Consider the following 23,494-nt stretch of genomic DNA (forward strand, 5'->3'; position numbering starts at 1 on the left):
GGGTTCATGCCGTCAGGTACACCTCACCGTCGGTGACGTCGACCTGGTAGGTGCGGACGCGCCGCCGCGGGTCGGCCAGGTTTTGACCGGTAGTGACGTCGAATTCCCAATTGTGCCAAGGGCATCGAACGATCTGCCCGTCACGAACGCGGCGCATCCCGTCGAGCGATTCGGGAGCCGATTCGTTGGTGCCGCCGATCAGGCCAAGGCACAAGGGGGCGCCCTCGTGTGAGCAGTAGTTGACGATCGCGTAAAGCTCACCGTGCACGTTGTAGACGCCCACGCCGAACTTGCCGACGTCGACCAGTTTCATCCCGCCGGGCGGCAGCTCGTCGAGCGAGCACACGAATCGCCGGTTGGGCACCTGGGAATCACCGCCTTCTCGGGTCAATACTGTGCGCATTACGGTAAAGACCACAAGCCGTTGGGCTTCGTTGCTATTTATACTATGATAGCCATATTCCCTCGGCACAGATATCCGCCCTTATCGGTGGCTCAGGAGGAGCGCGAATGACGCTCGGCACGGATGCGGACGGCCAGCCCGTCACCCTCGATCTCACCGGGGAAACCAGCCCCTACCCGTTCTTCGAGTACATGAGGCGCACCGATCCGGTCTGGCATGGTTCCCTGGCCGACCACTCGCAGATGCCCGAGGAACTGCGGCCGAACGACGAATGGGTGTTGTTCGGCTACGACGGGCTGTTTCAGGCGTTTCGTGACGACCGGGTCTTCACGTCGGCGAGCTACGACAAGACCATCGGACTGGTGATGGGTCATACCATCCTCGCGATGGGCGGCAAGGAACACCACGACCACCGCAGCCTGGTGGCCAAGGCCTTCCGGGCCACCGCGCTGGAGCGGTGGGAGCCGTCGGTGATCGGGCCGGTATGCGACCGGCTGATCGACGAAATCAAGAATGACGGCCACGCCGACCTGGTCAAGGCGCTGACGTTCGAATTTCCCACCCGGATCATCTCCGTGCTGCTCGGGCTCCCTCCTGAGGATCTCGACCTGTTCCGGCGGCTGTCGCTCGACCTGATCTCGATTCCGACCGACATCATGGCCGGGCTGAACGCGGCGGCCGAGCTGCAGGGCTACTTCCTCGAGCAGGTGGAGCAGCGGCGCCACAAGCTCACCGACGACATCATCGGCGACCTGGTGGCGGCCGAGATCGACGGCGAGAAGCTCACCGACGAGGCGATCATCGCGTTCCTGCGGCTGCTGCTGCCGGCCGGCCTGGAGACCACGTATCGCTCCTCGGGCAACTTGTTGTACCTACTGCTGACGCACCCCGAGCAGCTGGCGATGGTGCAGCAGGACCGGTCGCTGATCCCGGCCGCCATCGAGGAGGGCCTGCGGGTGGAGACACCGCTGACGATGGTCATGCGGACCACCACCCAGGAAATCGAAATCGGCGGCAAGACAATCCCGGCCGACGCGCAGGTCGACATGTGTATGGGCTCGGCCAACCGCGACGAAACCCGTTGGCCCGACCCGAACAACTTCGACATCCACCGGCCGCGCCACGCCCACATCGCGTTCGCCGCCGGCATCCACATGTGCCTCGGCATGCACCTGGCCCGCCTCGAAACCCGGGTCATGCTGAACAGCTTGTTCGACCGGGTCAAGGATTTGGCGCTGGTGCCAGACGACGGAAGCGGCCAGGAGTCCAAGATCGTCGGGCTCACCTTCCGGTCCCCCAACAAGCTCCCGGTCACCTTCGCCCCGGCCGCATGAAAAGCCGGGCGGCGATCCTGCACGACGTCGGCGGGCCGTGGTCTGTCGAGGAATTCGAGTTGGACCCGCCGCGTGCCGGCGAAGTCCTGGTTGAGCTGGCCGCCGCCGGGTTGTGCCACTCCGACGACCACATACTCAAGGGCGACATGTCGGCGCCCAACGAGGTGATGCGATCCATGGGCCTGCCGACGATGTTCCCGATGATCGGCGGGCATGAGGGCTCGGGCATCGTGCGTGAAATCGGCCAGGGCGTAACCGATTTCGAGCCCGGCGACCACGTGGTGATGTCGTTCGTCGCGGTGTGCGGGCAGTGTCGCTGGTGCGCGACCGGGGTCGAGTACCTCTGCGACGTCGGCATCGGCACCATGGTCCCGGGGATGCCCACCGACGGCACCTTCCGCCACCACACCTCCGATGGCCGAAACCTCGGCCACATCGCAAAAGTCGGCGCGTTCGCGCAACACACTGTGGTGTCAACGAATTCGCTCGTCAAGATCGAGCCGCACCTGCCGCTGGCGCCGAGCGCCCTGCTGTCGTGCGCCATCCCGACCGGCTACGGTTCCGTCGCGAACCGGTCCAACATGCGCGCCGGCGATACCGTCGTCGTGATCGGCGTCGGCGGTATCGGCACCGGAGCGATCCAGGGCGCCCGGATCAACGGTGCCGCGCAGATCGTCGCCGTGGATCCCGTTGAGTTCAAACAGAAGTCGGCGTTGCAGTTCGGTGCGACGCACAGCGCCGCAAGCGTGGCCGAGGCTTTGGACCTGGTGCGCGGCCTGACCTACGGGGTAATGGCCGACGCGGTGGTGGTCTCGCCGTCCTTGATCACCCCGGAGGATGTGCGCGACGCGGTGCAACTCACCCGCAAGGGCGGGACCTGCGTGCTCACGGGGATGACCTCGCAGTTGACCCGGTCGGTCAAGATCGACCTGCAAGACTTCATCCTGATGAACAAGACGCTGGCGGGCACCATATTCGGCTCGTGCAACCCCAAGGCGGACGTCGCAAGGCTGGCCAGGCTCTACGAGACTGGCCAGCTACAGCTCGACGAGATGATCACCCGGCGCTACCGGCTCGACGACATCAACGACGCCTACGACGACCTGCTCAACGGCAAGATCGTCCGGGGCATCATCGATTACGGGATCAGCTAGGCAGTGCCGCCCACACATTGATTGTGAATCGTGGGCGTTGTGTGTGAGCTGTGGGCGGACAAATCACCGAAACCCCGCCCTGGGCACACATTGAAAGCCGCCACCGCACACTCAAAACCCCGAATACATCCTCGGCGCAACTATTTGCCTTTGCCGCCCATCACCCGCTGCGTTTGACCGTACGCGTCGATCGGGCTGTGCAGTGCCAAGCCGCCGTCGGCGTGCACGACTTGACCTGTCACCCAAGGCAATTCCAGGACACCGACGATCGCCCCGGCCACGTCGGTGGCCTCACCGAGGCGGCCGAACGCCGTCCGCTCGGACAGCCCTTCCACCCAGCCCGGCAGTTGCTCCGGTTTCGCCAGCATCGGTGTGCGGGTGACACCCGGGCCCACGGCGTTCACCCGGATGCCGTGCCCGCCCCATTCCGCGGCGGCGACCTTCACCAGCATGTTCACCCCGGCCTTGGAAACGCAATAGGCGCCCATGTCACGGTCGGCGAGCGTGCCGCTGATGCTCGACACCGCGACGATGGAGCCGCCCACGCCGGCGTCGATCATCGCCCGCGCCCCGGCGCGGATGGTCAGCCAGGTTCCGGTGAGGTTGACGGCCAACACCCGTTCCCATTCCGCGAGTGACTGTTCGAGCAGCATGCCCGACGCCCCGATTCCGGCACACGTCACCATCCGGGTGGGCACACCGTGGTCGCGCACGGTTTGCTCCATCGCCGCCGATACCGCGTCGGGATCGCTGACGTCGCAGGCGATGTCGCCGCCGGACAGGTCCCACACCACCACGCCGTGACCCGCCTCGCGCAGCCGTGCGGCGACCTCACGCCCGATGCCCGACGCGCCGCCGGTCACCAGGGCCGTCACTGCGGGGATCCGATCAGCTCGACCAGGACCCCGTCGGGTGCGGTGATCACCGCCATCGGGACGGTCTTGCCGCCCGGGGCCGGCACGCCGATGCGGCGGACGCCGTCGGCGAAACCCAATGCCGCCAACGTGGTAAGCGTCTCGTCGACCTCGCGCTGCAGCGAGAGCAGGAAGAATCCGTGCCGCGGTCGCCCCGCTGGTGCTGAACCGTCGTCGGCGCCGTCGAAGACGACCAATTCGACGATCCCGGTGTCGGGGGCCTGCGGGTCGCCGAGGAATATCGAGCGCAGCCGATCGGTCTTGGCGCCGAAGAGTTCTGGCCAGTCCCCGGTGAAGGTGTGGTCGAACAGTTCGGCGAATCCCAGGCCGTCGCGCCAGAATTTCGTCGAGCGTTCGACGTCGGAGGTGCAGATCGCGGCGTGGTGAATACCCGGCATACGCCCAGATTAGGCGTCACCTCAGTTCGAATGCGAGACACGTCTTCTGGACGCCGGGCCGATCATTCGACACGAATTCCGGCCCGGCGTCGTCACCAGGGCGGCGTCAGGACTGCCTGATCGCCTCGATCTCGAGAGTGACAGTCACCTTGTCACCGACAACGGCGCCCCCGGTTTCCAACGGCAGATCGATGTCGATGCCGAAATCCTTGCGGTTCAACACCACCGACGCCTCGAAGCCAGCGACTTCGCCGTGGCCCATGCCCGGATTGACACCGAAGAATTCGAGGTCCAAGGCGACCGGCTTGGTAATGCCCTTGATGGTCAGGTCGCCTCGGAGCACGTAGCTATCGCCGTTCGCCTCCACCGAGGTGGACGTAAATGTCGCGACCGGGTACTTCTCGACGTCGAAGAAGTCGGTCGACTTGAGGTGGGCGTCGCGTTGGGCGTTGCCGGTGTTGACGGAATCCACCGCGATCTCCGCGTGCACGGACGGTGTGCCGTCCTCGGCGACGGCGATCGCTCCGCTGAAGTTGCCAAAGCTGCCTCGTACCTTGCTGACCATCAAATGGCGTACCCAGAAGTTGATCGAGGAGTGCACCGGGTCGATCGCCCACGTGCCGGAAGTGACCTGCGTCGTTGCGGTTGCAGTCATGTTTGTCCGTCTTTCCTGTTCGGGGCGGCGGCCTGCCCGACGCCTTCGCAGGACTAAGCGGACCGTAGTCCGATTTTATTCCTCGCTGGTCGGTGGCGTTACCGCGGTCCGGGCCCACCGGTCGCAGTGGCCGGGGATAGCGCGGCAACCTGGTCCGCCAGGTCCGACAACGCCCGCGCGGTCGCCAGCTCCTCGCGGGCCTCGCGCACCAGACGATCGGCGGGGTGACGGTAAGCGACCCCTACCCCGGCCAGATGCGCGCTACCCCATCGCAGTTCGACCTTCGCGCATGTCCTTCCGTGGTGCTCGTCGAGCGCTAGCGTGATCATCGGTTGCGTAGCAGAATTCGGGCGACTGGCGTGGTACATGCACCGATCATGCTGCGGGACAGAGTCACTTTCCCGCTCATCGAGCGGCGTGCCGCGTACTGATGACTTTGGTCCCACCGGCAACTGCCAATGGCACTTCACGGTGCCGTGCGGGCTCGAGCGTCACGCCAGCGTGGCGCTCGACAGCGACAGTCACGCTGGCGCGGCGCTCGGCGACCCCACCTAGGCGATCTTCGCCGCCGTGCGATCCCACAGCTCGCGCGCGAGGTCGGCGTCGTAGGCCGCGCGGTGGGCCTTCGCGAGCTTGCCCTTCGCGTAGTACTCGCCGGACCTCCAATCCACTCCGGGGGTGCTCGACGCCAGCCAGACCAACTGGTCGGCCCCCTCGTCCGCGCTGGCGATAAACCGGGTGATGATCGGCACGCGGTACTTCATGAAGAGGATGGGCCGCGAGCCGGATGCGTCGCCGAAGTTGGTGTTGACATAGCCCGGGTGAAACGTCGCGGACGACACTCCCGCCGCGTGGTATCGCCGGTGTAATTCCTTGGTGAACAACACGATTGCCAGCTTGGTCAGGGCGTAGGCGGTGCTAGGCCGGCGTCGGGCGGTGTTCTCCAGATCGGTGACGCGCACGCTGGGAAGCAACTTGTGTGACGAGCTGGTCGTGTTGACGACGGTGGCGCGGGAATCGACGAGCACGTCCATCAACCGCGTGGTCAGCAGAAACGGCGCCAGGTAGTTGACCTGAAAGGTCATTTCGTGACCGTCTCCGGTCGTATGGACCTCGGTGAACATGCCGCCGGCATTGTTGGCCAGCACGTCGACACGCGGGTAGGTGGAGCGGATTTTGTCCGCCAGGTCCCGCACCTGGGACAGGTCGGCGAAATCGGCCACGAAATGGTCCGCGCCCAACTCCCCCGCCACCGCGGCGGTCTTGCTCGGCGAGCGTCCCACCACGACAACGTTCTCGCCGCTGCGATGTAACCGGCGCGCCGCCGCGGCGCCTACGCCGTCACTGGCGCCGGTGATGACGATCGTCCTGCGCGTCATTGCCAAGTCCTCCCCGGGGGAGTGTAGTGAGCGCCATTGACCATGGACGAGTGATTGGCCACTGTGGATCAGTAAGCGGTTCGCTCAGCCTTCGGTGGGGGAAAGGCAGCCGGATGGCCTGACATCTCTGGGCGGCTGCTCGAGCTGGATCGGCTTCACTCCGCCGGGTCCCCACCAGGAACCGTTGGGCATCGCAATACTGGTCAACGGCTATTGGGACAAGGACGGGCCACCGGTGATGACAACCATGGGCCCGCGATGCTCAAGCAGATCGCGGCCGCCATCTAGCCGGGAGTCAGCGAGTAACGCACCGGCAGGTGCTTGAGGCCGCCGACGAAGGTGGTGGCCATTAGTTCCGGATCGCCGGTCAGCTCGATGGATTTCAGTCGGGGCAGCAGCTCGGAGAAGAAGCTGTTGACCTCCATGCGGGCCAGCGCCGCGCCCATGCAGAAGTGCACGCCGTAGCCGAAGGCTACGTGTTTGTTCGGGTCGCGCCCGACGTCGAACTGAAACGGGTCGTCGAAGACGTCCTCGTCGCGGTTGGCCGAGACGTAGGACAGCAGCAGGGAATCGCCTGCGGTGATGGGGATTCCGCGCACGGTCGTGTCCCGCGCGGCGGTGCGCATGAACTCCTTGACCGGGGTGACCCAGCGGATCATCTCCTCGGTGGCCAGCGGCATCAAGTCGAGGTTGCCGCGCAGGCGCTCGCGCTGGTCGGGGTTCTCGATGAGCGCCTGCATGCCGCCCGAGATGGTCGCGCTGGTGGTGTCGTGTCCCGCAGTGGCGACGATGAGGTAGTACGAGACGGTGTCGATGTCCGACAGCGGTTCGCCGTCCACGCGCGCGTTGGCGATCGCCGACGCCAGGTCCTCGGTCGGGTGCTCGCGCCGGGCCGCCGTCACGCCGTTGAAGTATTCGAACATGTCGAACAACGCCGGCAGCTGATCCTCGTTCGTGGTGCCGCGTTTGAATTCGGAGTCCTCGCTTCCGAACAGCTCCTGGGTCAGTTTGAGCATGCGGGGAAAGTCGGCCTCCGGCAGCCCCAGCAGCGACATGATGACGTAGAGCGGGTAGTTGACCGCGACGTGCTGGACGAAGTCGCACTCGGGGCTTGCCGCCATCATCTTGTCGACATAGATCTTGGCCAACTCGTCGACCCGGACCTTCAACGCCCGCATTGCCTTTGGGCGAAACCAGTCCGAGCCGATCGCGCGCACCACCCGGTGCTGCGGATCGTCGAGGTGGATCAGGGTTCGCACGCCCACGGCGAGCGCCTGCTCGTCGCCCTCCCGCGTCGTCAGGACCGGGCGCGGCCAGTTGGTGAACAACGTGTTCTCGCGCTCGATGTCCATGATGTCGGCGTGTTTGGTGATCGCCCAGAACGGCTTATAGTTCGGCACCTCGACCCACGACACCGGCGCGGTAGCGCGCAGGTGGGTCAGCGCCGCATGCAGGCGCGTTTCGTCGGTGTACGCCAGCGGATCGGCCAGTACCCGGCCGGCGTCGTCCATCGTCGGCGTGCTCACTGGCGAAACTCCTTCATTGCGGCGGTGATACAGGCCTGCGAAGCGGTCATAAAGATCGGCAGGACCCGATCGACGACGTTCGCACAGCGGTCTTTCAGGGCGGTACCGACTTCCCCGGCCGGGCCGACGACGGCGAAGGTCGCCAGCATTTCGTCGTCGATCAATGAAGCCATGGCGTCCCACTCCCCCTGCTTGGACAGCCGGTTCAGCTCCTCGTGCAGGTCCCCCCAGCCGTGCAGCTCCAGCACCTTTCGATAGGCGGGAGTCGATCCATAGAAGGCGATCTGCTTGCGCACCGCGGCCGTGGCCGTCTGCAGCTCGGCGTCATTTTCGCCGGTGGCCACCAGCACTTCGGCCGACAGCTCGATGTCCTTGCGGTCGCGGCCAGCTCGCTGCAACCCGCGCAGCAGCGCCGGGGTGGTGACATCGGTGATGTACCGCTTCGACACCATCGGGTGACCCAGGTGGCCGTCGGCGACCTCGCCGCACATTTCGGTCATCGCTTCACCGACCGCGGCCACGAAAACCTTCGGCGGCGGATAGGGCTGGGGCTCGGGTGTGAACATCGGGGTCATGATCTTGTGCGTGTAGAAGTCGCCCTCGAAACGTAGCTTGGTGCCGTCGCGCCACGCCGTCCAGATCGCGTGCAGCGCGGCGACAAATTCCCGCATCCGGCGCGCCGGATGGCTCCACGGCATGCTGAACCGCTTTTCGATGTGGGGCTGGATCTGGGTGCCCAGGCCGAGGATGAACCGGCCCCGCGAGTACGCCTGCAGATCCCAGCCGATGTTCGCGACGATCATCGGATTCCGGGCGAACGCCACGGCGATGTTGGTGCCGACATCGAGCCGCGACGTGTGCTCGGCGGCCAGCAGCAGTGGCAGAAAAGGGTCGTGACTGGTTTCCGGGGTCCATCCCCCGTCGTACCCCTGCTCTTCCAGGACTCGGGCGGCCTCGGCGGCCCGCGCCAGCTGATTGGGGATGCCCCCGTCGATCTTGAGGCGAGGGCCGTCAGACATGCGGGTAACTTTACAGTAAGCAATCCAGTATGTGACCCTGCTGGTGTTGTGGCGATCGCAAGCGCGGCGTGGCCGGGCGCAGCGGGTCGCCACCGGCGGACCAGGCGCGTGACGGATCTCCCGTGAGGTAGGACATAGGCATGACAAAACCCCCCGATTGGCAGGAGACGCTCGAGGACCTCGATCGTCGCCGACGGCGCGCGTGGGGCATGGGCGGACCCGAACGCCTGGACAAGCACCGCGGCAACGGCAAGCTCGACGCCCGGGCACGCATCGACCGGCTCGTGGACCCGGGGACCTTCCGCGAGATCGGCACGCTGGTCGGTGGCGAGATCGCGGCCGACGGGCTGGTCGTCGGCTCCGGCTCGATCAACGGTTCGCCGGTGATGTTGGGCTCGGAGGACTTCACCACCATGGCCGGCAGCATCGGCCCCGGCGGCAACGCCAAGCGCTACCGCATCGCCGAACTGGCGCTGCGCGACAAGATTCCCCTGGTGATGTTGCTCGAAGGCGCGGGCTTTCGTCCCGGCGGCGGACATTACGGCCGCACCCCGACCGATCTGCTCTCCCAGGCGCAGTGCTCGGGCCGGGTACCGACCGTCGCCGCCGTGCTGGGCCCGTCGGCCGGGCATGGCGCTCTGGTCGCCCCGGTCTGCGACTTCCGGATCATGAGCACGCAGGGCGCGATCTTCACGGCGGGGCCGCCGGTCGTCAAAGAGTCGACCGGAGAAGAGATTTCGAAGGAGGACCTCGGCGGGCCCGTCACCGCCTTGCCGAGCGGGGTGATCCACAACGTGGCCGAGGACGACGAGGCCGTCATCGCGGACATCCGGCGGTACCTGTCGTATTTCCCGCCGAGCGCGTGGTCATACCCGGCGCCGCTGCCGCCGGACGAAGCCAGCCAGCCTCGTGCGACACCCGAACTGCTGGACATCGTCTCCCGCGACAACCGCCGCGTCTACGACATGCGCGGGGTGCTGGACGTGGTCTTCGACCGGCCCGACTGGTTCGAAGTCCAGCCGCAGTACGGCAAGGCGATCATCTGCGCGTTGGCCCACCTCGGTGGGCACCCGGTTGCGGTCGTCGCGAATCAGCCCAACGTGCTCGCGGGCTCCATCGACGCCGCCGCCGCGGATAAGGCGGCGCATTTCATCCTGGTGGCCGACTCGTTCCACCTGCCCATCGTGTTCCTCGCCGACAACCCCGGCATGTTGCCCGGCAGCCGATCCGAGCGCAGCGGCGTGCTGCGCGCCGGTGCGCGGATGTTCGCCGCACAGACCGCAGCGACCACGATCAAGCTGCACGTCACGCTGCGCAAGGCATACGGATTCGGCTCAATGGTCATGTCGCTGTTGGGTTTCGATCACCAGAGCGCGACCTTCGCCTACCCGGGCGCGACCATGGGCGCCATGAGCGCGGCGGCGCTGGGTCGGGCGACGCATGCCGGTGAGGACACCACCGCTAAGCTGCGGGACGCCGAGTTGCAGGCGTCCTATCGGTCGGCCGAACATCTGGGATTCGACGAGCTCATCGATCCCCGCGAAACACGTGACGCCCTACTGGGTTCGCTGCTTCGCGGACTGTCCAGTCGTCAGGCCGTGGCCGAGCCGGTCAGCCGGACCGTCATCCTGCCCTAGGACCGTTCGCGAAAGTGCAACTACCGACGGCGCCTCTCGGGAAATGCGTCGCCAGTTGCACCCTCGCGGTCAGCCGGCGCGGTAGGCCGCCACCACGGGTTCGAGCTCGTCGGGCGTCGCCCCGTGCATGATCACCGCGTCGGCCCCATAGTCGAATTCCTTGCGGATGCGCTCCACGCACTGCTGGGCGGACCCGGTGGCCGAGGGTTCCAGCCACTCGTCGGGGATCAGCGTCGCGATGTGCTCGATCTGCTCGGGCGTGGCCTTGTGGTCGATCCCGCCGGCGATCGACGTCACCACCGAGTCCTCCCGAAAGCGCTGCAGCACAGCGGGATCCCACTGGTTGGTCTGCACGAGCAGATCGCCGTACCCCTGCAGATACGTGGCCAGGCGCGCCACGGTCTTCTTCAGCCGCAGCTGTTCGGGAAGGTGGTCGCCGACCGTGGCGAAGCACGACCACACCCGCACGCTGTCCGGGTCGCGGCCGGCCTTTTCCGCGGCGGACTTGACGGTCGCCACGCAGCGCTGCAACGTCTCCGGGGTGAAGTAGGTGTGCAGGATGACGTCGTCGAATACGCGGCCGCCGAGCGCCAGCGTGTTCGGTCCGAACGCCACCAGCGCCAGGCGAATGTCCTCGTCGAAGTCCGGGTCTAAGAACAGGATCGGGTATTTCCCCATCGGTCCGTCGTGGTTGAAGATCAGCTCCCCGTGCCACAGCCGGCGCATGACCTGGGCCCAGTCCTCCATCTGCGCGGTCGTCACGGCCGGGATGCCGAACGCCCCGTAGATCGCGGCGATGCCGCGCCCGACACCCAGGGTGAATCGGCCGCCGGAGAGCCGATGCATGGTGGTCGCCCACGATCCGGTGATCAGTGGATGGCGGGTGTTGTGATTGGTTGCGGCGGTGGCGATTTGCATCCGGCTGGTCACCGCGCACGCCGCACCGACGAGCGACGAGGCCTCCTTGACGTTCCACCGCTCGGAGATGAACGCGGTGCCGAAGCCCAGTTCCTCGCCGCGGCGGGCCTCGTCCATGAGCGTCGCGGGCCCCTCGCCGCCGGCCCCGGCGAGCAGGTAGTAGCCCAATTCGTCAAGCGTGCGCTCGCTCAATTCCAAACCCCTTGCTTATATCCGCAATTCCACACCTCGGTGATCCTGCCGGCGACGACGCGGAACACCTCGATGCTGGCGACGTTGGTTTCGGTGCCGTCCTTGGTGGTCATCGACGAGTCGTAGACGAGCGCCACGTGCTCGCCGTCGTCGCCGGCGACCACGATGTTCAGCTCGAAGCGCAACTTGTCGAAAATCTCCCAGAGATCCTTGATCCGGTTGACCGCCTGCTCGCGGGTCAGGGTGTGTGCCTCACCGACCTCGTGCCGGATGACGGTGTCGGCGAACAACTCCTCGGCCAGGTCGTAATCACGTTCGTTCCAGACCACCAGGTTGTATAGCTCGACGACTTCGCGGGCCGTCCGCATCCCCGCCATCAGCCGGCCACACCACTGAGAAAGCGCTCGGTGACCGCCTGCACGCGCCGGGAAAATATGTGACCGACGTGGCTGCCGTCGTACCAGAACAACTGGCCGCCCCAGCGTTCCTGCAACGCGACTGCCGGCTCGCGCATCGCCATCCGGTCATGCCACGCCCCGACGATCAGCCGACGGTGCGGTGGTGGCGCCGGGTCGGCCCGCAACGGGTCGATCACCGAGGTCAGCTTCGCGACCTCCGGCGAGCCCAACACTTCGCGGAACCCCGCACGCGACTGCCCCCAGCGTCCCAGGTGCCGCGCGATCATCGCGTTGAGCCCGAGGATCGGGGTGTACAGCGCCACCGCGTCGATCTGCCGCTCCAGGTGGGAGACCAGCGCGGCCACCGGGGTGCCCATCGAAATCCCCGCCACCACAACGGCGGTGGCCTGCGGCTGCACCCAGCGCACCACGGCGCGGACCTCCGAGACCGACCGCATCATGCCCGCGACGTTGCCCAGGGGATCCACGTCCGGATAGGCCGGCCATTCGCGGCGCCGGCTGCCGTGGCCGGGCTGCACCGGCATGGCGACGTTGAACCCCAGCGTGTGGTGTATCCGGCCGATCCGGGACAGCAGCAAGTCTTCCGTGCCGCCCTGACCGGCGCCATGCACCCACACCAGCCACGGCCTCGGGCCGTCGCGATGCCGGCACAGGTGCACCACCGCGCGGGCCGGGCCGCCGAAGCCTTCGGCCTCGAGTGTCGGCGGCAGCGCGGGATCGTGTTCGAACGTCATCCGCTCGTATTCCAGTCGGGCGATCCGCCGCCGCCGTATCGCCGTCGCGCGCAACGGTTTCGGCTCGGCATGCGCGCCGTCGATGCCGAGGGTCGACAACTCCTCGGCCGCCGCGCTGCATGCATCGACCGGCCGCATCTCCGCCGGGTCGCCACCCAGCAGCGAAAAGCCGCTCAGCACAAGCTCGTCCAGCATCACCTCGCCGAACTGGCGTAGGCCGCGCGGGGACGCCGGCACCCAACCGGTCGATTCGTGCAGGCCGGTCACGGTGCGGGGCAGCAGCATGCTCAGCTCGCGGGCCACTTCCTTGGAGAGGCCCAGTCCCCGCGTCGCCCATGACATACCGATCACCTCGTCCCGGCTAGGTCAGCTTGAACCCGATGTATCCGCCCGCCGCGATCTCGTCGCAGCGGCGCCGGTATTCGGGAATTCCGCCGGTATAGCCCATGTACATCCGTTTCTTGCCGGGCACGTTGCCACCGTTGTACCAGGAATTGCACGACGGGTGGACCAAAACCGTCGGAGCCACCAGCGCGGTGGTGTGGTCCATCCACTCCTGTTGTGCGACGGGCAGGGCCTCGATGGTGCGGATGCCGCTGGCGCGCAGGTGCGCGATGCAGTCGCCGATCCATTCCACGTGCTGCTCCAGCGCGGCCACGAAGTTGGTTGCGGCGCTGGGGCTCCCGGGCCCCTGGACCGTGAACAGGTTGGGGAAGCCGGCGACCGCCAAACCGAGGTAGGACAACGGCCCCTGGCCGGCCCAGAATTCGGCGAGCGACATGCCGTCCCGGCCGCGGATGTCGATGCGGCTCAGCGCGCCGGTCATGGCGTCGAACCCGGTGGCGTAGACGATCACGTCGAGTTCGTACGAATCGTGTTCGGTGCGGATGCCGGCCGGTGTCACCTCGCGGATCGGCGCCGTGCGGAGGTCGACGAGCGTGACGTTGTCGCGATTGAACGTCTCGTAGTAGCCCTGGTCGATGATCGGTCGCTTGCAGGCGAAGGGATGCTCGGGCACCAACGCGGCCGCGGTCTTCGGGTCCTTGACGATCCGCGCCACCGCCTCGCCGTAGAGCTTGGCGGCCATCCGGTTGGCCTCGATGTCGAAGAAGATGTCGCCCCAGTTCAGCGCGCCCAGTATGCCGTTCTCCTCGACGGCGCGCAGTTGCTCCTCGCGCGTCGCCGACTTCAGTTGCGGCCTGCCCAGCATCCCGAGCAGCACCGAGAACGCGCTCAGCCGCGCCGCCCCGACGGGGTGGGCCCGCTGGGCCGCCCGGATCTCGTCGTAGCGGCCCTTCATCTCGTCGAGTTCGCCGGGCTCGAATCGCCGCACCCGCCACGGCAGGGTGTACGCCGGCGAGCGCTGAAAAACGAAGAGCTGCAAGGCTTCCTCGGCCACGATGGGTATGAGCTGAACACCGGTCGAACCGGTTCCGATGACGCCGACGCGCTTCCCGGTGAGGTCGAAGCCCTCCTTCGGCCAGCGGCCGCTGAACAGCGACGTTCCGGCAAAGGTGGCCATCCCCGGGATGTCGGGCTCGAGCGGTGCCGACAGGATGCCGGTGGCGGCGATGACGAACGGCGCGACAAAGCGCTCGCCCACCGCAGTCCGCACCACCCATGCGGCCGCTTCCTCGTCGAAAGTCATCGCGACGACGTCGGCGCCGAACCGGATGTCGCGCCGAAGGTCCAACCGGTCGGCGACGAAGTTCAGGTAGGCCTCGATCTCCGGCTGGGCCGGCATCGACTCCGTCCATACCCATTCCTGCTGAATCTCGTCGGAGAAGCTGTATGAGTACTCAATGCTTTCAATGTCGCATCGCGCGCCCGGGTATCGGTTGAACAGCCAGGTGCCGCCGACGTTTTCGGCCCTCTCCAGCACCCGGGTCCGGATGCCGATTTGCCGCAGCCGGTGCAGCATGTACAGGCCGGAGAATCCGGCACCGATGACCAGGGCGTCGAAGGACTCGCTATCCGCCATCGCCACCCCGCATCCGCAGGATGGTCCGCGTCAGATGCAGGGTCTTGATCCGCCAGCTGCCCTCCCGCTTCTCGTAGGTCTCGTGATAGTGACCGGCGCCGTGCAGCTCGCGGCCGTCCACGAAGACCAGCAGGTCCTCCACCGCCCAGATCCCCGTCGCGGTGGTGGCCGAGGTCAGGGTGATCTCCGGCGTGTGGCAGTGGTGCATAGTGGCGACGTTCTCCAGGCCGCCCATCACCATGGGTACGAAGTTGTCGACCCCTTCCAGCGGTGGCGCCGTCCTGGGATCGGCACCGCCGGCGGATACCGCCATATCGAGGGTGACCACCAGATCGGGGGTGAACACGGCGCGCCACGACTCGACATCCTTGGTGTCCAGGAACCGGCAGTAGCGGGCCTTGAGCTGCCGGATCGCCTCCAGCTCGTCAGCCGCCTGCGTCATCTGTCTCCTTGTGGCTTACCGGCCGAACTGCTGAAATCTATACTGTAACGACCTTAGTATCAACGATCGCGGGAGGCGCCGACGTGAAAGTGCCGTTCACCTGGAAGGTGACCGGGTGGTTCATGGTCGGGTGGTCACCCGAGTTCCCGGTCGGCGAGGTGCGTCCGCTGCACTACTTCGGCGAGGATCTGGTGGCCTATCGCGACGAGCAGGGCGTATTGCACGTGCTGGAAGCCCACTGCAAACACCTCGGCGCCCACATCGGCCATGGCGGCAAGGTGGTCGGTGACTGCGTCGAGTGCCCATTCCACGGTTGGCGCTGGGGTCCCGACGGCACCAACCGCTACATCCCCTATCAGCCCGACCGGCCCAACCGCGCGCTACGCCTGCGGGTGTTTCCGGTCCACGAGCAATACGACTGCGTGTTCATCTGGCATCAGCCGGACGGCAAGGAGCCGCAGTGGGAGATGCCGGACATCTTTGAAAAGTTCCCCCAGTTCGAGACCGATGCGGCGGCCTATTACCGCGCCTATCCGGAGTTCTCCCGGCGGGCCGAGCGCGAACCGGTGCACCCGCAGATCGTGGCCGAGAACGCACCCGACAGCGCGCACTTCGAATACGTGCACCACGCCACGGTGACGCCCCGGGTGCTGGACTGGAAGATCGTCGAACACGAGTGGCAATTCGTCGCCGGTTGGCCGGACGCCAGCAGCGACAACCCCGACGATCTCGCGTTGCGTTTCCACAGCCACCTGTTCGGCCTCGGCGGCGCCATCAGCGTCTTCGAGGGCGCGCAGAATCATCGGCTGATCTTCGCCTGCACGCCTGTCGACGACGAATGCTCGGACCTCTTCTACTCGATCTGGTGGCCGCGCATCCCTGGCGACGAATCCGACGTGCCGGAGGGCAAGCTGCGCAAGGTGATCGAACGGCAATTCCTGTCCACCGTCTTCGACGACCTGCAAATCTGGCGCTACCAGAGGTACGTGGAGCACCCGCCGCTTTCCAAGGTGGACGCGAAAGGCTATATGGCGCTGCGCAAGTGGGCCACGCAGTTCTATGAAGTGCCGGCATGACTGCGCCAGCGACGATGCAGAGGGGGTACCGCCCGCTTGCGGGGGACGAAGCGATGAGGAGGGGCGGCGCGCGTGGCTAAGCTCGACGACCTCGTGGCGCCCGGGCACACCGCGATCGTCACGCAGGAGTGCCAGGGAGCGGTCATCGGTCCGAACGCCGGGCTGGCGGTGCTGGCCGAGGAGGCGCGCCGAGTCGCGCTGCCGAACATTGCGCGGCTGCTGCCGGCCGCGCGCGCGACCGGGGTGCACGTGGTGCACTGCCTGGTGCAGCGACGCCCCGATGGGCTCGGCTCCAACCACAACGCCAGGATCTTCGGCATCGCGGGTGGGAACGTCGGCATCACTCCCGGCACCCCCGGAGCCGCCCTGCTACCCGAATTGGGGCCCGAGCCAACGGATTTGGTCCTGAGCCGCTGGCACGGCGTCGGGCCGATGGGCGGCACCGACCTCGACGCGGTGCTGCGCAACCTCGGCGTGTCCACCATCGTCGTGGTGGGCGTCTCGTTGAACATCGCGATCCCCAACGTCGTGATGGACGCGGTCAACGCCGCCTACCGCGTCGTCGTGCCGAAGGATGCGGTGGCCGGCGTTCCCACCGAGTACGGTGAGGCCATCATCGCCAACACGCTGTCGCTGCTCGCGACCATCACCACAACGGACGACCTGCTGCAAGCGTGGGACAAGCCGTGACCGACACCGCGCCAGGCGTTCGAGGCGGATTCCCCCAGATCGAGCCGGCCGAACACGCGCCGCCGGGGCTGGGACGGTTCGTCGCGGCGATGCGCCGCCTGCAGGACCTGACCGTCTCCACGGACAGTTCGCTGTGGAGCAGCGCGGCCGAACACGTCGAGAGCGCCTGCGCGCTGCTGGACGGGTACCAGGTTCCCGAGGGCGTGTCGCCGGGCGGGCGGGTCATCGAGCTGCCCGGGCTGGGACATCCGCTGCTGCCGCCGTGGCTGGTCACCGAGTCCGGGCCGGACGGCGTCATCATGCAAGGACACTTCACCCGCTCCCACGTGGGCGGGAACAACGCCGTGCACGGCGGCATGATCCCCCTGCTCTACGACTGGCTGTTCGGCATGATCGTCTCGACCGCCGGCGTCCCCCCTACCCGAACGGCCTACCTGCACGTCGACTACCGCAGCATCACACCGATCGACGAGCCGCTGACCGCCCACGGCAGTATCTCGAACGTCGACGGCAGGAAATTCTTCGTAGCCGCTAGCATGACGGCTGCCGACGGCACACTGCTCAGCGAAGCCAACGGCCTGATGGTTCGCCTGCTACCCCACCAGCCGTGAGAGGCAAGATGTCAGACACCGCAACACAATTCACCGTTCCCGCTGTCGCGACGGCCGTGGCCGCTGCCATCCCCGACCGCGACCTGGTGATCCGGGGCGAACGGCGTTTCAGCTACGCGCAACTGCTCGACCGGGCGAACCGGCTCGCCGCATACCTGCGCTCGCGGGGCCTGGGGTGCCACACGGAGCGCTCCGCGCTCGCCGGCCACGAGGCGGGTCAGGACCTGCTCGGCCTGTACGCCTACAACGGCAACGAATTCGTCGAGGCGCTGCTGGGCGCATTTCAGGCCAGGGTCGCGCCCTTCAACGTCAACTACCGCTACGTCAAGAGCGAGCTGCAGTACCTGCTGAAGGACGCCGGCGCGACCGCCCTGATCTACCATGCCGCGTTCGCGCCGCGCGTGGCCGAAATCCTGCCCGACCTGCCGCAGCTGCGGGTGCTGATTCAGATCGCCGACGACTCGGGCAACGAGTTGATCTACGGCGCGGTCGATTACGAGACCATCGTCGCGTCCAGTTCGCCCGAACCGCCGCCGCTGCAGCACTCCCCCGACGACCTGTACGTGCTGTACACGGGCGGGACGACGGGCATGCCGAAGGGTGTGCTGTGGCGCCAGCACGACATCTTCATGACGTCCTTCGGCGGACGAAACCTGGTGACGGGCGAGCCATTCGGCTCCGTCGACGAGATCGTCACCGCGGCCGCCGCGGGCGCCGGCACCAAGTTGATGATCTTGCCACCGCTGATCCACGGTGCCGCCCAGTGGAGCGTGATGACGGCGATCACCACCGGGCAGACCGTCGTCTTCCCTTCCGTCGTAGACCATTTCGACGCCGACGACGTCGTCCGCACCATCGAGCGCGAGCGGGTGATGACGGTGACGGTGGTCGGCGACGCGATGGCGCGGCCCCTGGTTGCCGCCATCGAGAAGGGGATCGCCGACGTGTCGTCGTTGGCCGTGGTAGCCAACGGCGGCGCCCTGCTCACCCCGTACGTGAAGCAACGCCTGATCGAGGCGCTGCCCAACGCCCTGGTCATCGACGGCGTCGGGTCGTCGGAGACCGGCGCGCAGATGCACCACATGTCGATGTCGGGGGCAGTGTCGACCGGCACCTTCAACGCCGGACCCGATACCTTCGTCGCCTCCGAAGACCTCACCGCGATCCTGCCGCCCGGTCACGACGGCATCGGCTGGCTCGCGCAACGCGGCTACGTTCCGCTCGGCTACAAGGGCGATGCGGCCAAGACCGCCAAGACATTTCCGGTGATCGGCGGGGTGCGTTACGCGGTTCCGGGCGACCGCGCGCGGCACCGCGCCGACGGCGCGATCGAACTGCTCGGCCGTGATTCGGTGACCATCAATTCCGGCGGCGAGAAGATCTTCGTCGAGGAGGTGGAAACCGCGCTCGCGTCGCATCCGGCGGTAGCCGACGTGGTGGTCGCCGGGCGGCCGAGCGGGCGGTGGGGACAGGAGGTCGTCGCGGTCGTCGCCTTGGCCGAAGGCGTAAGCGCCGACGCCGACGAGCTGATCAAGCACGCCGGCGAGTCGCTCGCCCGCTACAAGCTTCCCAAGGCGATCGTGTTCCGCCCGGTGATCGAGCGCAGCCCGTCGGGCAAGGCCGACTACCGGTGGGCGCGCGAGCAGGCGGAGAACGGCTGAAGGCTAGGCCGGCAGCCGAATTCTCAACAGCGCCTGTTGATACGAGGCGGTGACGAGCAGTTCGTCCGCGGAGTCCGAGCCCAGGCACACATTCGTCGGCAGCGTCCCGTCGGGCAACACCACCGTGTCCAGGATTTCGCCCGTCTCGGCAACAAGGTCGAGGCGGTCCGCGCCGGTCAGCGCCACCCAGGACGCCCCGTCGGCCCGCACCGCCATGCCCGCCGGCCATGCCCGCCGGAAGGTGCACACCACCTCTCCGGCGTGACCATCGAGCGAGCCCGCCGCCCCGATCCGATAACGCACGAGTTTCGCGGGGGACGTCGCGGTTACCAGCAGCCGCGTCGAATCCGGGCTGAAACCAAGGCCGTTGATCCAAACCGGCCCGGAGTCGAGGATCAAGTCCTTTTCGCCGGTGACGGGGTCGACGGCCCACACCCACCCGCGCTTGCTCTCGTCGGGATTGAAGAGTTCCATTTCGGCGCGGGTGTCGGTGACCCAAAGTTTTCCGTCGGGACCGAACATGAGATCGTTCGGCGCGTCCATGCCTTCGGCGAGGTATTCGACCCGGCCGTCGCGGATGACCTGCACCCCCGGCTCGGCCGCCGCATCGGAGCCGAAATTACCGCCGTTCTGGGCGACATAGATCGACCCGTCGGATCCGCAGCACAGACCATTGGGCCCGCCGCCGGTATCGATCCTTTCCGGTGCGCCCCCGCCCGGATCCACGATGTACACGCAGCCGTGGCTGACCGACGCCACCGCGACCCGGCCGTCGGGCAGATTCGTGGGTCCTTCGGTGAATCCCAGACCGTCAGCGATCATTTCGATCGTCATCAGGTCACCTTCTTCGGCGGCGAACAGCTTAGGCGGCCCAGGCCAACTGCTAAGGACCCATGTTACGGAAGACGTCGACGGTACGGCCATGGATTCCGACGGGCGACGACCGCCGATGTCGTCAACCGCGTCATCATCGCCAAGGAATGGTCGCGCATTGCCACGGAACGAGAAACCGCGCCCATATTGTCTACTGTAATAATTACAGTACGATCTTACGAAAGGACAGCCTGTTCCTGCTGAAGATGCTGGAGATCTAGGTGGCGACCAACGTTTCGACCGGTTCCCAAACCGGCCCGGAGACCGTCAGCCTGCGCGACCCCTACCCATTCTTCGCTCATAAACGACGGCAGGCCGGCGTATTCCGCGGGACCGTCATGGACTACTCCAAGACGCCCGAGCCCCTGCGGCCCAAGCGTGAATATTCGGCGGTGTCGTTCGACGCGGTGAACGCGGTGTTTCGCGACGGCCGGGCGTTCAGCTCGGCGCCGTACGACAAGACGATTGGCCTCTTCATCGGGCCGACCATCCTGGCGATGGGGGGAAAGAAGCACCGCGACCACCGCAACCTGGTGTCCGCGGCGTTCAAATCCAAGGCCCTTGCCCGGTGGGAGCCGACCATCGTGCGGCCGATCTGCAACGCGTTGATCGACGAGTTCATCGAAACCGGCGAAGCCGACCTGGTCCGCCAATTCACCTTCGAATTTCCTACCCGCGTCATCGCCCAACTGCTGGGCTTGCCCGCCGAGGACCTGCCGACGTTTCGCAAGCACGCCGTCGCGTTGATCAGCTACCACGTCAACTATGAGCGTGCATTCGAGGCGTCGGCGGCGCTGAAGGATTACTTCGTCGAGCAGATCGAGCAGCGCAAGTCGAAGCCCACCGAGGACATCATCGGCGACCTGGTGACCGCCGAGATCGACGGCGAAAAGCTAAGTGACGAGGCGATTTACTCGTTTCTGCGGCTGCTGCTGCCCGCCGGGCTGGAGACCACATACCGGTCGTCGGGAAACCTGCTCTATCTGCTGCTCACTCATCCGGATCAGTTCGCGGCGGTGCAAGCCGACCGAGAGCTGCTGCCGCAGGCGATCGAGGAAGGGCTGCGCTACGAAACGCCGCTCACCACGGTGCAGCGGTTCGCGACGGAGGACACCGTGCTCGAGGGCGTCGAGATTCCGGAGCGCGCGGTGATCGGCGTGTGCATGGGTTCGGCGAATCGCGACGAGCGGCGCTGGGAACGTGCGGAGGAATTCGACATCTTCCGCAAGCACGTGCCGCACATCTCCTTCGCCGCCGGTGAGCACACCTGCCTGGGTCTGCACCTGGCGCGGCTGGAAACCCGGGTCGCGGTCGGCTGCCTGCTGGATCGGTTGACCAACTTCACCCTGCTGACGGACGGCGACCCGCACATCCACGGCCAGCCCTTCCGTTCCCCGACCGCCCTTCCGGTGACATTCGACGCGAAGTAGGGTCCGAAAATGATCAAGGTAATGGAGGGCTTTCGGGTCCTCGAGCTGGCGCAGTTCACTTTCGTCCCCGCTGCGGGAGCCATCCTCGCCGACTGGGGTGCCGACGTCATCAAGGTCGAGCACCCGCTGCGCGGCGACACCCAGCGCGGCTTCCTCAACATGGGCGGCATCCAGGTCGACCCCGAGCGGCACCCACTGATGGAGCACCCCAACCGGGGCAAGCGCAGCGTGGGAATCGACATCTCCACCCCGGGCGGCCAAGAAGTGATCTACGAGCTCGCCAAGTCCTCCGATGTGTTCCTGACCAACTACATGCCCGCGCAGCGCCAGAAGCACAAATTCGACGTGGAGCACATCCGCGCGGCGAACCCGAACATCGTCTATGCGCGCGGTTCGGCTCATGGGGACAAGGGCGCCGAACGCGACATCGGTGGCTACGACGGCACCGTGTTCTGGACGCGCAGCGGAATCGGCTACGCGCTCACCCCCGAGGAGTTGGGCGGCGCACTGGGACAGGGCATTCCGGCGTTCGGTGACTCCATCGGCGGCATGTTCATCGCCGGCGGCATCTCGGCCGCGCTGCTGCATCGCGAGCGCACGGGCGAGGCCGTCGAACTCGACGTGTCGTTGCTGAGCACCGCCTGGTGGGCGGCCGGCGCCAGCCTGACCCAGGGCATGGAAACCGGCGAAGTGATGCGCACGCCCATGCCTGGAACCGGCAAGTCGGTGAATCCCTTCATGGGCAACTACGAAACCTCCGACGGCGGCACGATCAACCTGTGCATCATCAGCCCGACCGGGTTGATCCGGGACACGTTCGAGCATCTCGGCATCCCCGAGGCCGCCGACGATCCGCGGTTCTCCGAGGTGCTCCCGCTGATCCAGAACGCCGACGCCGCCGCCGAACTGATCGCAAAAGCCTTCGCCGGCAAGCCGTTTGATTACTGGCGCCAGCACCTCAAGACGATGAAGGGCCAGTGGGCGCCCTTCCAGAGCCTCCTCGATCTGGTCGACGACGAGCAGGCCGTCGCCAACGACATGATCGCCGAGGTCGAACTCGCCGGCGGCGGAAAGCCGTTCCGGGTCGTGCGCGGCCCGGTCCAGTTCAACCACGAGCCGCTGGTGACGACCCGCGCGCCGCAAGCCTCCGAGCACACCGAGATCGTCTTGATGGAGCTCGGCATGGACTGGGACCGCATCGAAGAACTCAAGGACGCGGGGGCCATCGCTTGACCGACGCCTACTACGAGCTGGTCGATCCGCACGATCCACTCGGTGAGAGGTTCAGCGCCTCGGATCACGTCATCAGCACGTGGTCGCCGACCATGCAGAACGCGGCACCCGTCTCGGCGTTACTGGTGCGCGCGCTGGAGGGCTGCTCGGCGCGCGACGACGCCCGGCTGAGCCGCGTCGTCGTCGACCTGCTCGGGCCGGTGCCGGTTGACGGGCCGCTCTGGGTTTGCGCGCATGTCGAGCGCCCGGGAACCAAGATCGAGTTGCTCAACGCCCAAATGCTGGCGCCGGGTCCCGACGAACGGCCGCGACCGGTGGCCAACGCGATCGCCTGGCGATTTCAGCACGGCGACACGGCGGAGTTGTATTTCACACCGACTCCCCCGCTGCGCCCTCTTGGCGAGGGGCGTCCCCGTCCGCCCGACAGCGACGCGAACCAGACCTACATCCAGAGCCTGGATTGGCGCTGGCTGAACGACATCCTCAACGATGTACCCGGGGAGTGCTGGGCCCGACCGGTCGTCGACCTCGTCAAGGGCGAAGCGTTGACGCCGATGCAGCGCCTGTTCGCGGTGGCCGACATCGCCAACGGCATGGGCAGCCGGCTCAGCGTAGCCGAATGGCTCTTCCTCAACACCGATCTCACCGTGCACATCCACCGCGTGCCCGACGGCGAATGGATCGGCGTTCGCGCCGAAAATCATTACGGCCCAGACGGAGTAGGCGTCTCCGTTGCCACGAGCACGGGGCGGTGGCCGCCCTTCAGCAGGCCCAGCTGGTGCGCCGCCGCTAGAGCCGCCGGACACAAGGAGATA

At 66.6% G+C, this 23,494-nt stretch carries 23 protein-coding genes and 2 pseudogenes; 11 read left to right on the forward strand and 14 right to left on the reverse strand.

Annotated features, from left to right (window positions below):
* Nucleotides 1-4: 4 nt before the first annotated feature.
* Nucleotides 5-403 carry a Rieske (2Fe-2S) protein gene (locus N415_RS04995; protein WP_068129997.1) on the reverse strand — a complete coding sequence of 133 codons (399 nt, stop codon included), beginning with the start codon at nt 401-403 and terminating at the stop codon, nt 5-7.
* Nucleotides 404-510: 107 nt separating this feature from the next.
* Between N415_RS04995 and N415_RS05000 the strand changes: the two genes are divergently transcribed.
* Nucleotides 511-1,737: a cytochrome P450 gene (locus N415_RS05000; protein ID WP_068177815.1), complete on the forward strand. Its 1,227-nt coding sequence runs from the start codon at nt 511-513 to the stop codon at nt 1,735-1,737.
* The gene (locus N415_RS05005; RefSeq protein WP_068177817.1) at nt 1,734-2,891 is read left to right on the forward strand and encodes a Zn-dependent alcohol dehydrogenase; all 1,158 of its coding nucleotides are present in this window, start codon (nt 1,734-1,736) and stop codon (nt 2,889-2,891) included. Before N415_RS05000 ends, N415_RS05005 begins: the two co-directional genes overlap by 4 nt.
* A 140-nt stretch (nt 2,892-3,031) precedes the next feature.
* Here N415_RS05005 and N415_RS05010 read toward each other — a convergent pair whose 3' ends face one another.
* From N415_RS05010 to N415_RS05040, 7 genes are all read right to left on the reverse strand, one after another.
* Nucleotides 3,032-3,766, reverse strand: coding sequence for an SDR family oxidoreductase (locus N415_RS05010; RefSeq protein WP_068177818.1), 735 nt, complete (start codon nt 3,764-3,766; stop codon nt 3,032-3,034).
* Entirely contained in the window at nt 3,763-4,203 is a 441-nt protein-coding gene (locus tag N415_RS05015) for a VOC family protein (RefSeq protein WP_068130008.1), read from the reverse strand. The genes N415_RS05010 and N415_RS05015 overlap by 4 nt, the downstream gene beginning before the upstream one ends.
* A 106-nt stretch (nt 4,204-4,309) precedes the next feature.
* Nucleotides 4,310-4,858, reverse strand: coding sequence for a YceI family protein (locus N415_RS05020; RefSeq protein ID WP_068177820.1), 549 nt, complete (start codon nt 4,856-4,858; stop codon nt 4,310-4,312).
* A gap of 98 nt (nt 4,859-4,956) precedes the next feature.
* Nucleotides 4,957-5,187: a dsRBD fold-containing protein gene (locus N415_RS05025; protein WP_068177822.1), complete on the reverse strand. Its 231-nt coding sequence runs from the start codon at nt 5,185-5,187 to the stop codon at nt 4,957-4,959.
* A 222-nt stretch (nt 5,188-5,409) separates the two neighbouring features.
* Complete coding sequence (locus N415_RS05030; protein WP_068177824.1) at nt 5,410-6,237, reverse strand: SDR family NAD(P)-dependent oxidoreductase; 828 nt, start codon at nt 6,235-6,237, stop codon at nt 5,410-5,412.
* A 284-nt stretch (nt 6,238-6,521) separates the two neighbouring features.
* Nucleotides 6,522-7,748 (reverse strand): cytochrome P450, encoded by a 1,227-nt coding sequence (locus tag N415_RS05035; RefSeq protein ID WP_068178124.1) that lies wholly within the window; start codon nt 7,746-7,748, stop codon nt 6,522-6,524.
* 11 nt (nt 7,749-7,759) lie between these two features.
* Entirely contained in the window at nt 7,760-8,782 is a 1,023-nt protein-coding gene (locus N415_RS05040) for an LLM class F420-dependent oxidoreductase (RefSeq protein WP_068177826.1), read from the reverse strand.
* A 140-nt stretch (nt 8,783-8,922) separates the two neighbouring features.
* Here N415_RS05040 and N415_RS05045 point away from each other — a divergent pair, with 140 nt between their 5' ends.
* Complete coding sequence (locus N415_RS05045; protein ID WP_068177828.1) at nt 8,923-10,419, forward strand: carboxyl transferase domain-containing protein; 1,497 nt, start codon at nt 8,923-8,925, stop codon at nt 10,417-10,419.
* 69 nt (nt 10,420-10,488) lie between these two features.
* Here the strand turns inward: N415_RS05045 and N415_RS05050 are convergent, their stop codons facing one another.
* From N415_RS05050 to N415_RS05070, 5 genes are read right to left on the reverse strand one after another with little or no spacing between them, the layout of a single operon-like run.
* Nucleotides 10,489-11,529 carry a TIGR03857 family LLM class F420-dependent oxidoreductase gene (locus tag N415_RS05050; RefSeq protein ID WP_068177831.1) on the reverse strand — a complete coding sequence of 347 codons (1,041 nt, stop codon included), beginning with the start codon at nt 11,527-11,529 and terminating at the stop codon, nt 10,489-10,491.
* Nucleotides 11,526-11,906: a nuclear transport factor 2 family protein gene (locus tag N415_RS05055; RefSeq protein ID WP_068177833.1), complete on the reverse strand. Its 381-nt coding sequence runs from the start codon at nt 11,904-11,906 to the stop codon at nt 11,526-11,528. The genes N415_RS05050 and N415_RS05055 overlap by 4 nt, the downstream gene beginning before the upstream one ends.
* Nucleotides 11,906-13,024: a PHB depolymerase family esterase gene (locus tag N415_RS05060; protein WP_068110053.1), complete on the reverse strand. Its 1,119-nt coding sequence runs from the start codon at nt 13,022-13,024 to the stop codon at nt 11,906-11,908. Before N415_RS05060 ends, N415_RS05055 begins: the two co-directional genes overlap by 1 nt.
* A gap of 19 nt (nt 13,025-13,043) precedes the next feature.
* On the reverse strand, nt 13,044-14,663 hold the full coding sequence (locus tag N415_RS05065; RefSeq protein WP_068178127.1) for an NAD(P)/FAD-dependent oxidoreductase: 1,620 nt from the start codon (nt 14,661-14,663) through the stop codon (nt 13,044-13,046).
* On the reverse strand, nt 14,653-15,105 hold the full coding sequence (locus tag N415_RS05070) for a nuclear transport factor 2 family protein (protein WP_068177836.1): 453 nt from the start codon (nt 15,103-15,105) through the stop codon (nt 14,653-14,655). Before N415_RS05070 ends, N415_RS05065 begins: the two co-directional genes overlap by 11 nt.
* Before the next feature lie 83 nt (nt 15,106-15,188).
* Here N415_RS05070 and N415_RS05075 point away from each other — a divergent pair, with 83 nt between their 5' ends.
* The 5 genes and pseudogenes from N415_RS05075 to N415_RS05090 all read left to right on the forward strand — a co-directional run bounded on the left by N415_RS05075 (nt 15,189) and on the right by N415_RS05090 (nt 19,143).
* Complete coding sequence (locus tag N415_RS05075) at nt 15,189-16,181, forward strand: Rieske 2Fe-2S domain-containing protein (RefSeq protein ID WP_068177838.1); 993 nt, start codon at nt 15,189-15,191, stop codon at nt 16,179-16,181.
* Nucleotides 16,182-16,185: 4 nt separating this feature from the next.
* Nucleotides 16,186-16,251: pseudogene (locus N415_RS31300) on the forward strand (16S rRNA (guanine(966)-N(2))-methyltransferase RsmD); the annotation flags it as partial.
* Between the two features lie 2 nt (nt 16,252-16,253).
* Nucleotides 16,254-16,871, forward strand: a complete 618-nt coding sequence (locus tag N415_RS05080; RefSeq protein WP_068177840.1) for a cysteine hydrolase — start codon at nt 16,254-16,256, stop codon at nt 16,869-16,871.
* Nucleotides 16,868-17,482 carry a PaaI family thioesterase gene (locus N415_RS05085; RefSeq protein ID WP_068177842.1) on the forward strand — a complete coding sequence of 205 codons (615 nt, stop codon included), beginning with the start codon at nt 16,868-16,870 and terminating at the stop codon, nt 17,480-17,482. The genes N415_RS05080 and N415_RS05085 overlap by 4 nt, the downstream gene beginning before the upstream one ends.
* Nucleotides 17,483-17,490: 8 nt before the next feature.
* Nucleotides 17,491-19,143, forward strand: coding sequence for an acyl-CoA synthetase (locus N415_RS05090; RefSeq protein ID WP_068177844.1), 1,653 nt, complete (start codon nt 17,491-17,493; stop codon nt 19,141-19,143).
* 3 nt (nt 19,144-19,146) lie between these two features.
* Here N415_RS05090 and N415_RS05095 read toward each other — a convergent pair whose 3' ends face one another.
* Nucleotides 19,147-19,977, reverse strand: a complete 831-nt coding sequence (locus N415_RS05095; RefSeq protein ID WP_068177846.1) for an SMP-30/gluconolactonase/LRE family protein — start codon at nt 19,975-19,977, stop codon at nt 19,147-19,149.
* Nucleotides 19,978-20,237: 260 nt separating this feature from the next.
* Here N415_RS05095 and N415_RS05100 point away from each other — a divergent pair, with 260 nt between their 5' ends.
* The 3 genes and pseudogenes from N415_RS05100 to N415_RS32525 form a co-directional block, all read left to right on the forward strand.
* Nucleotides 20,238-21,446, forward strand: coding sequence for a cytochrome P450 (locus N415_RS05100; protein WP_068177848.1), 1,209 nt, complete (start codon nt 20,238-20,240; stop codon nt 21,444-21,446).
* Between the two features lie 21 nt (nt 21,447-21,467).
* Entirely contained in the window at nt 21,468-22,679 is a 1,212-nt protein-coding gene (locus N415_RS05105; protein ID WP_068178130.1) for a CoA transferase, read from the forward strand.
* Nucleotides 22,676-23,401: pseudogene (locus tag N415_RS32525) on the forward strand (thioesterase family protein); the annotation flags it as partial. The gene N415_RS05105 and the pseudogene N415_RS32525, both read left to right, overlap by 4 nt.
* Between the last annotated feature and the right edge of the window lie 93 nt (nt 23,402-23,494).

The sequence above is a fragment of the Mycobacterium sp. UM_CSW genome (assembly GCF_000455205.1).
Lineage (GTDB): Bacteria > Actinomycetota > Actinomycetes > Mycobacteriales > Mycobacteriaceae > Mycobacterium.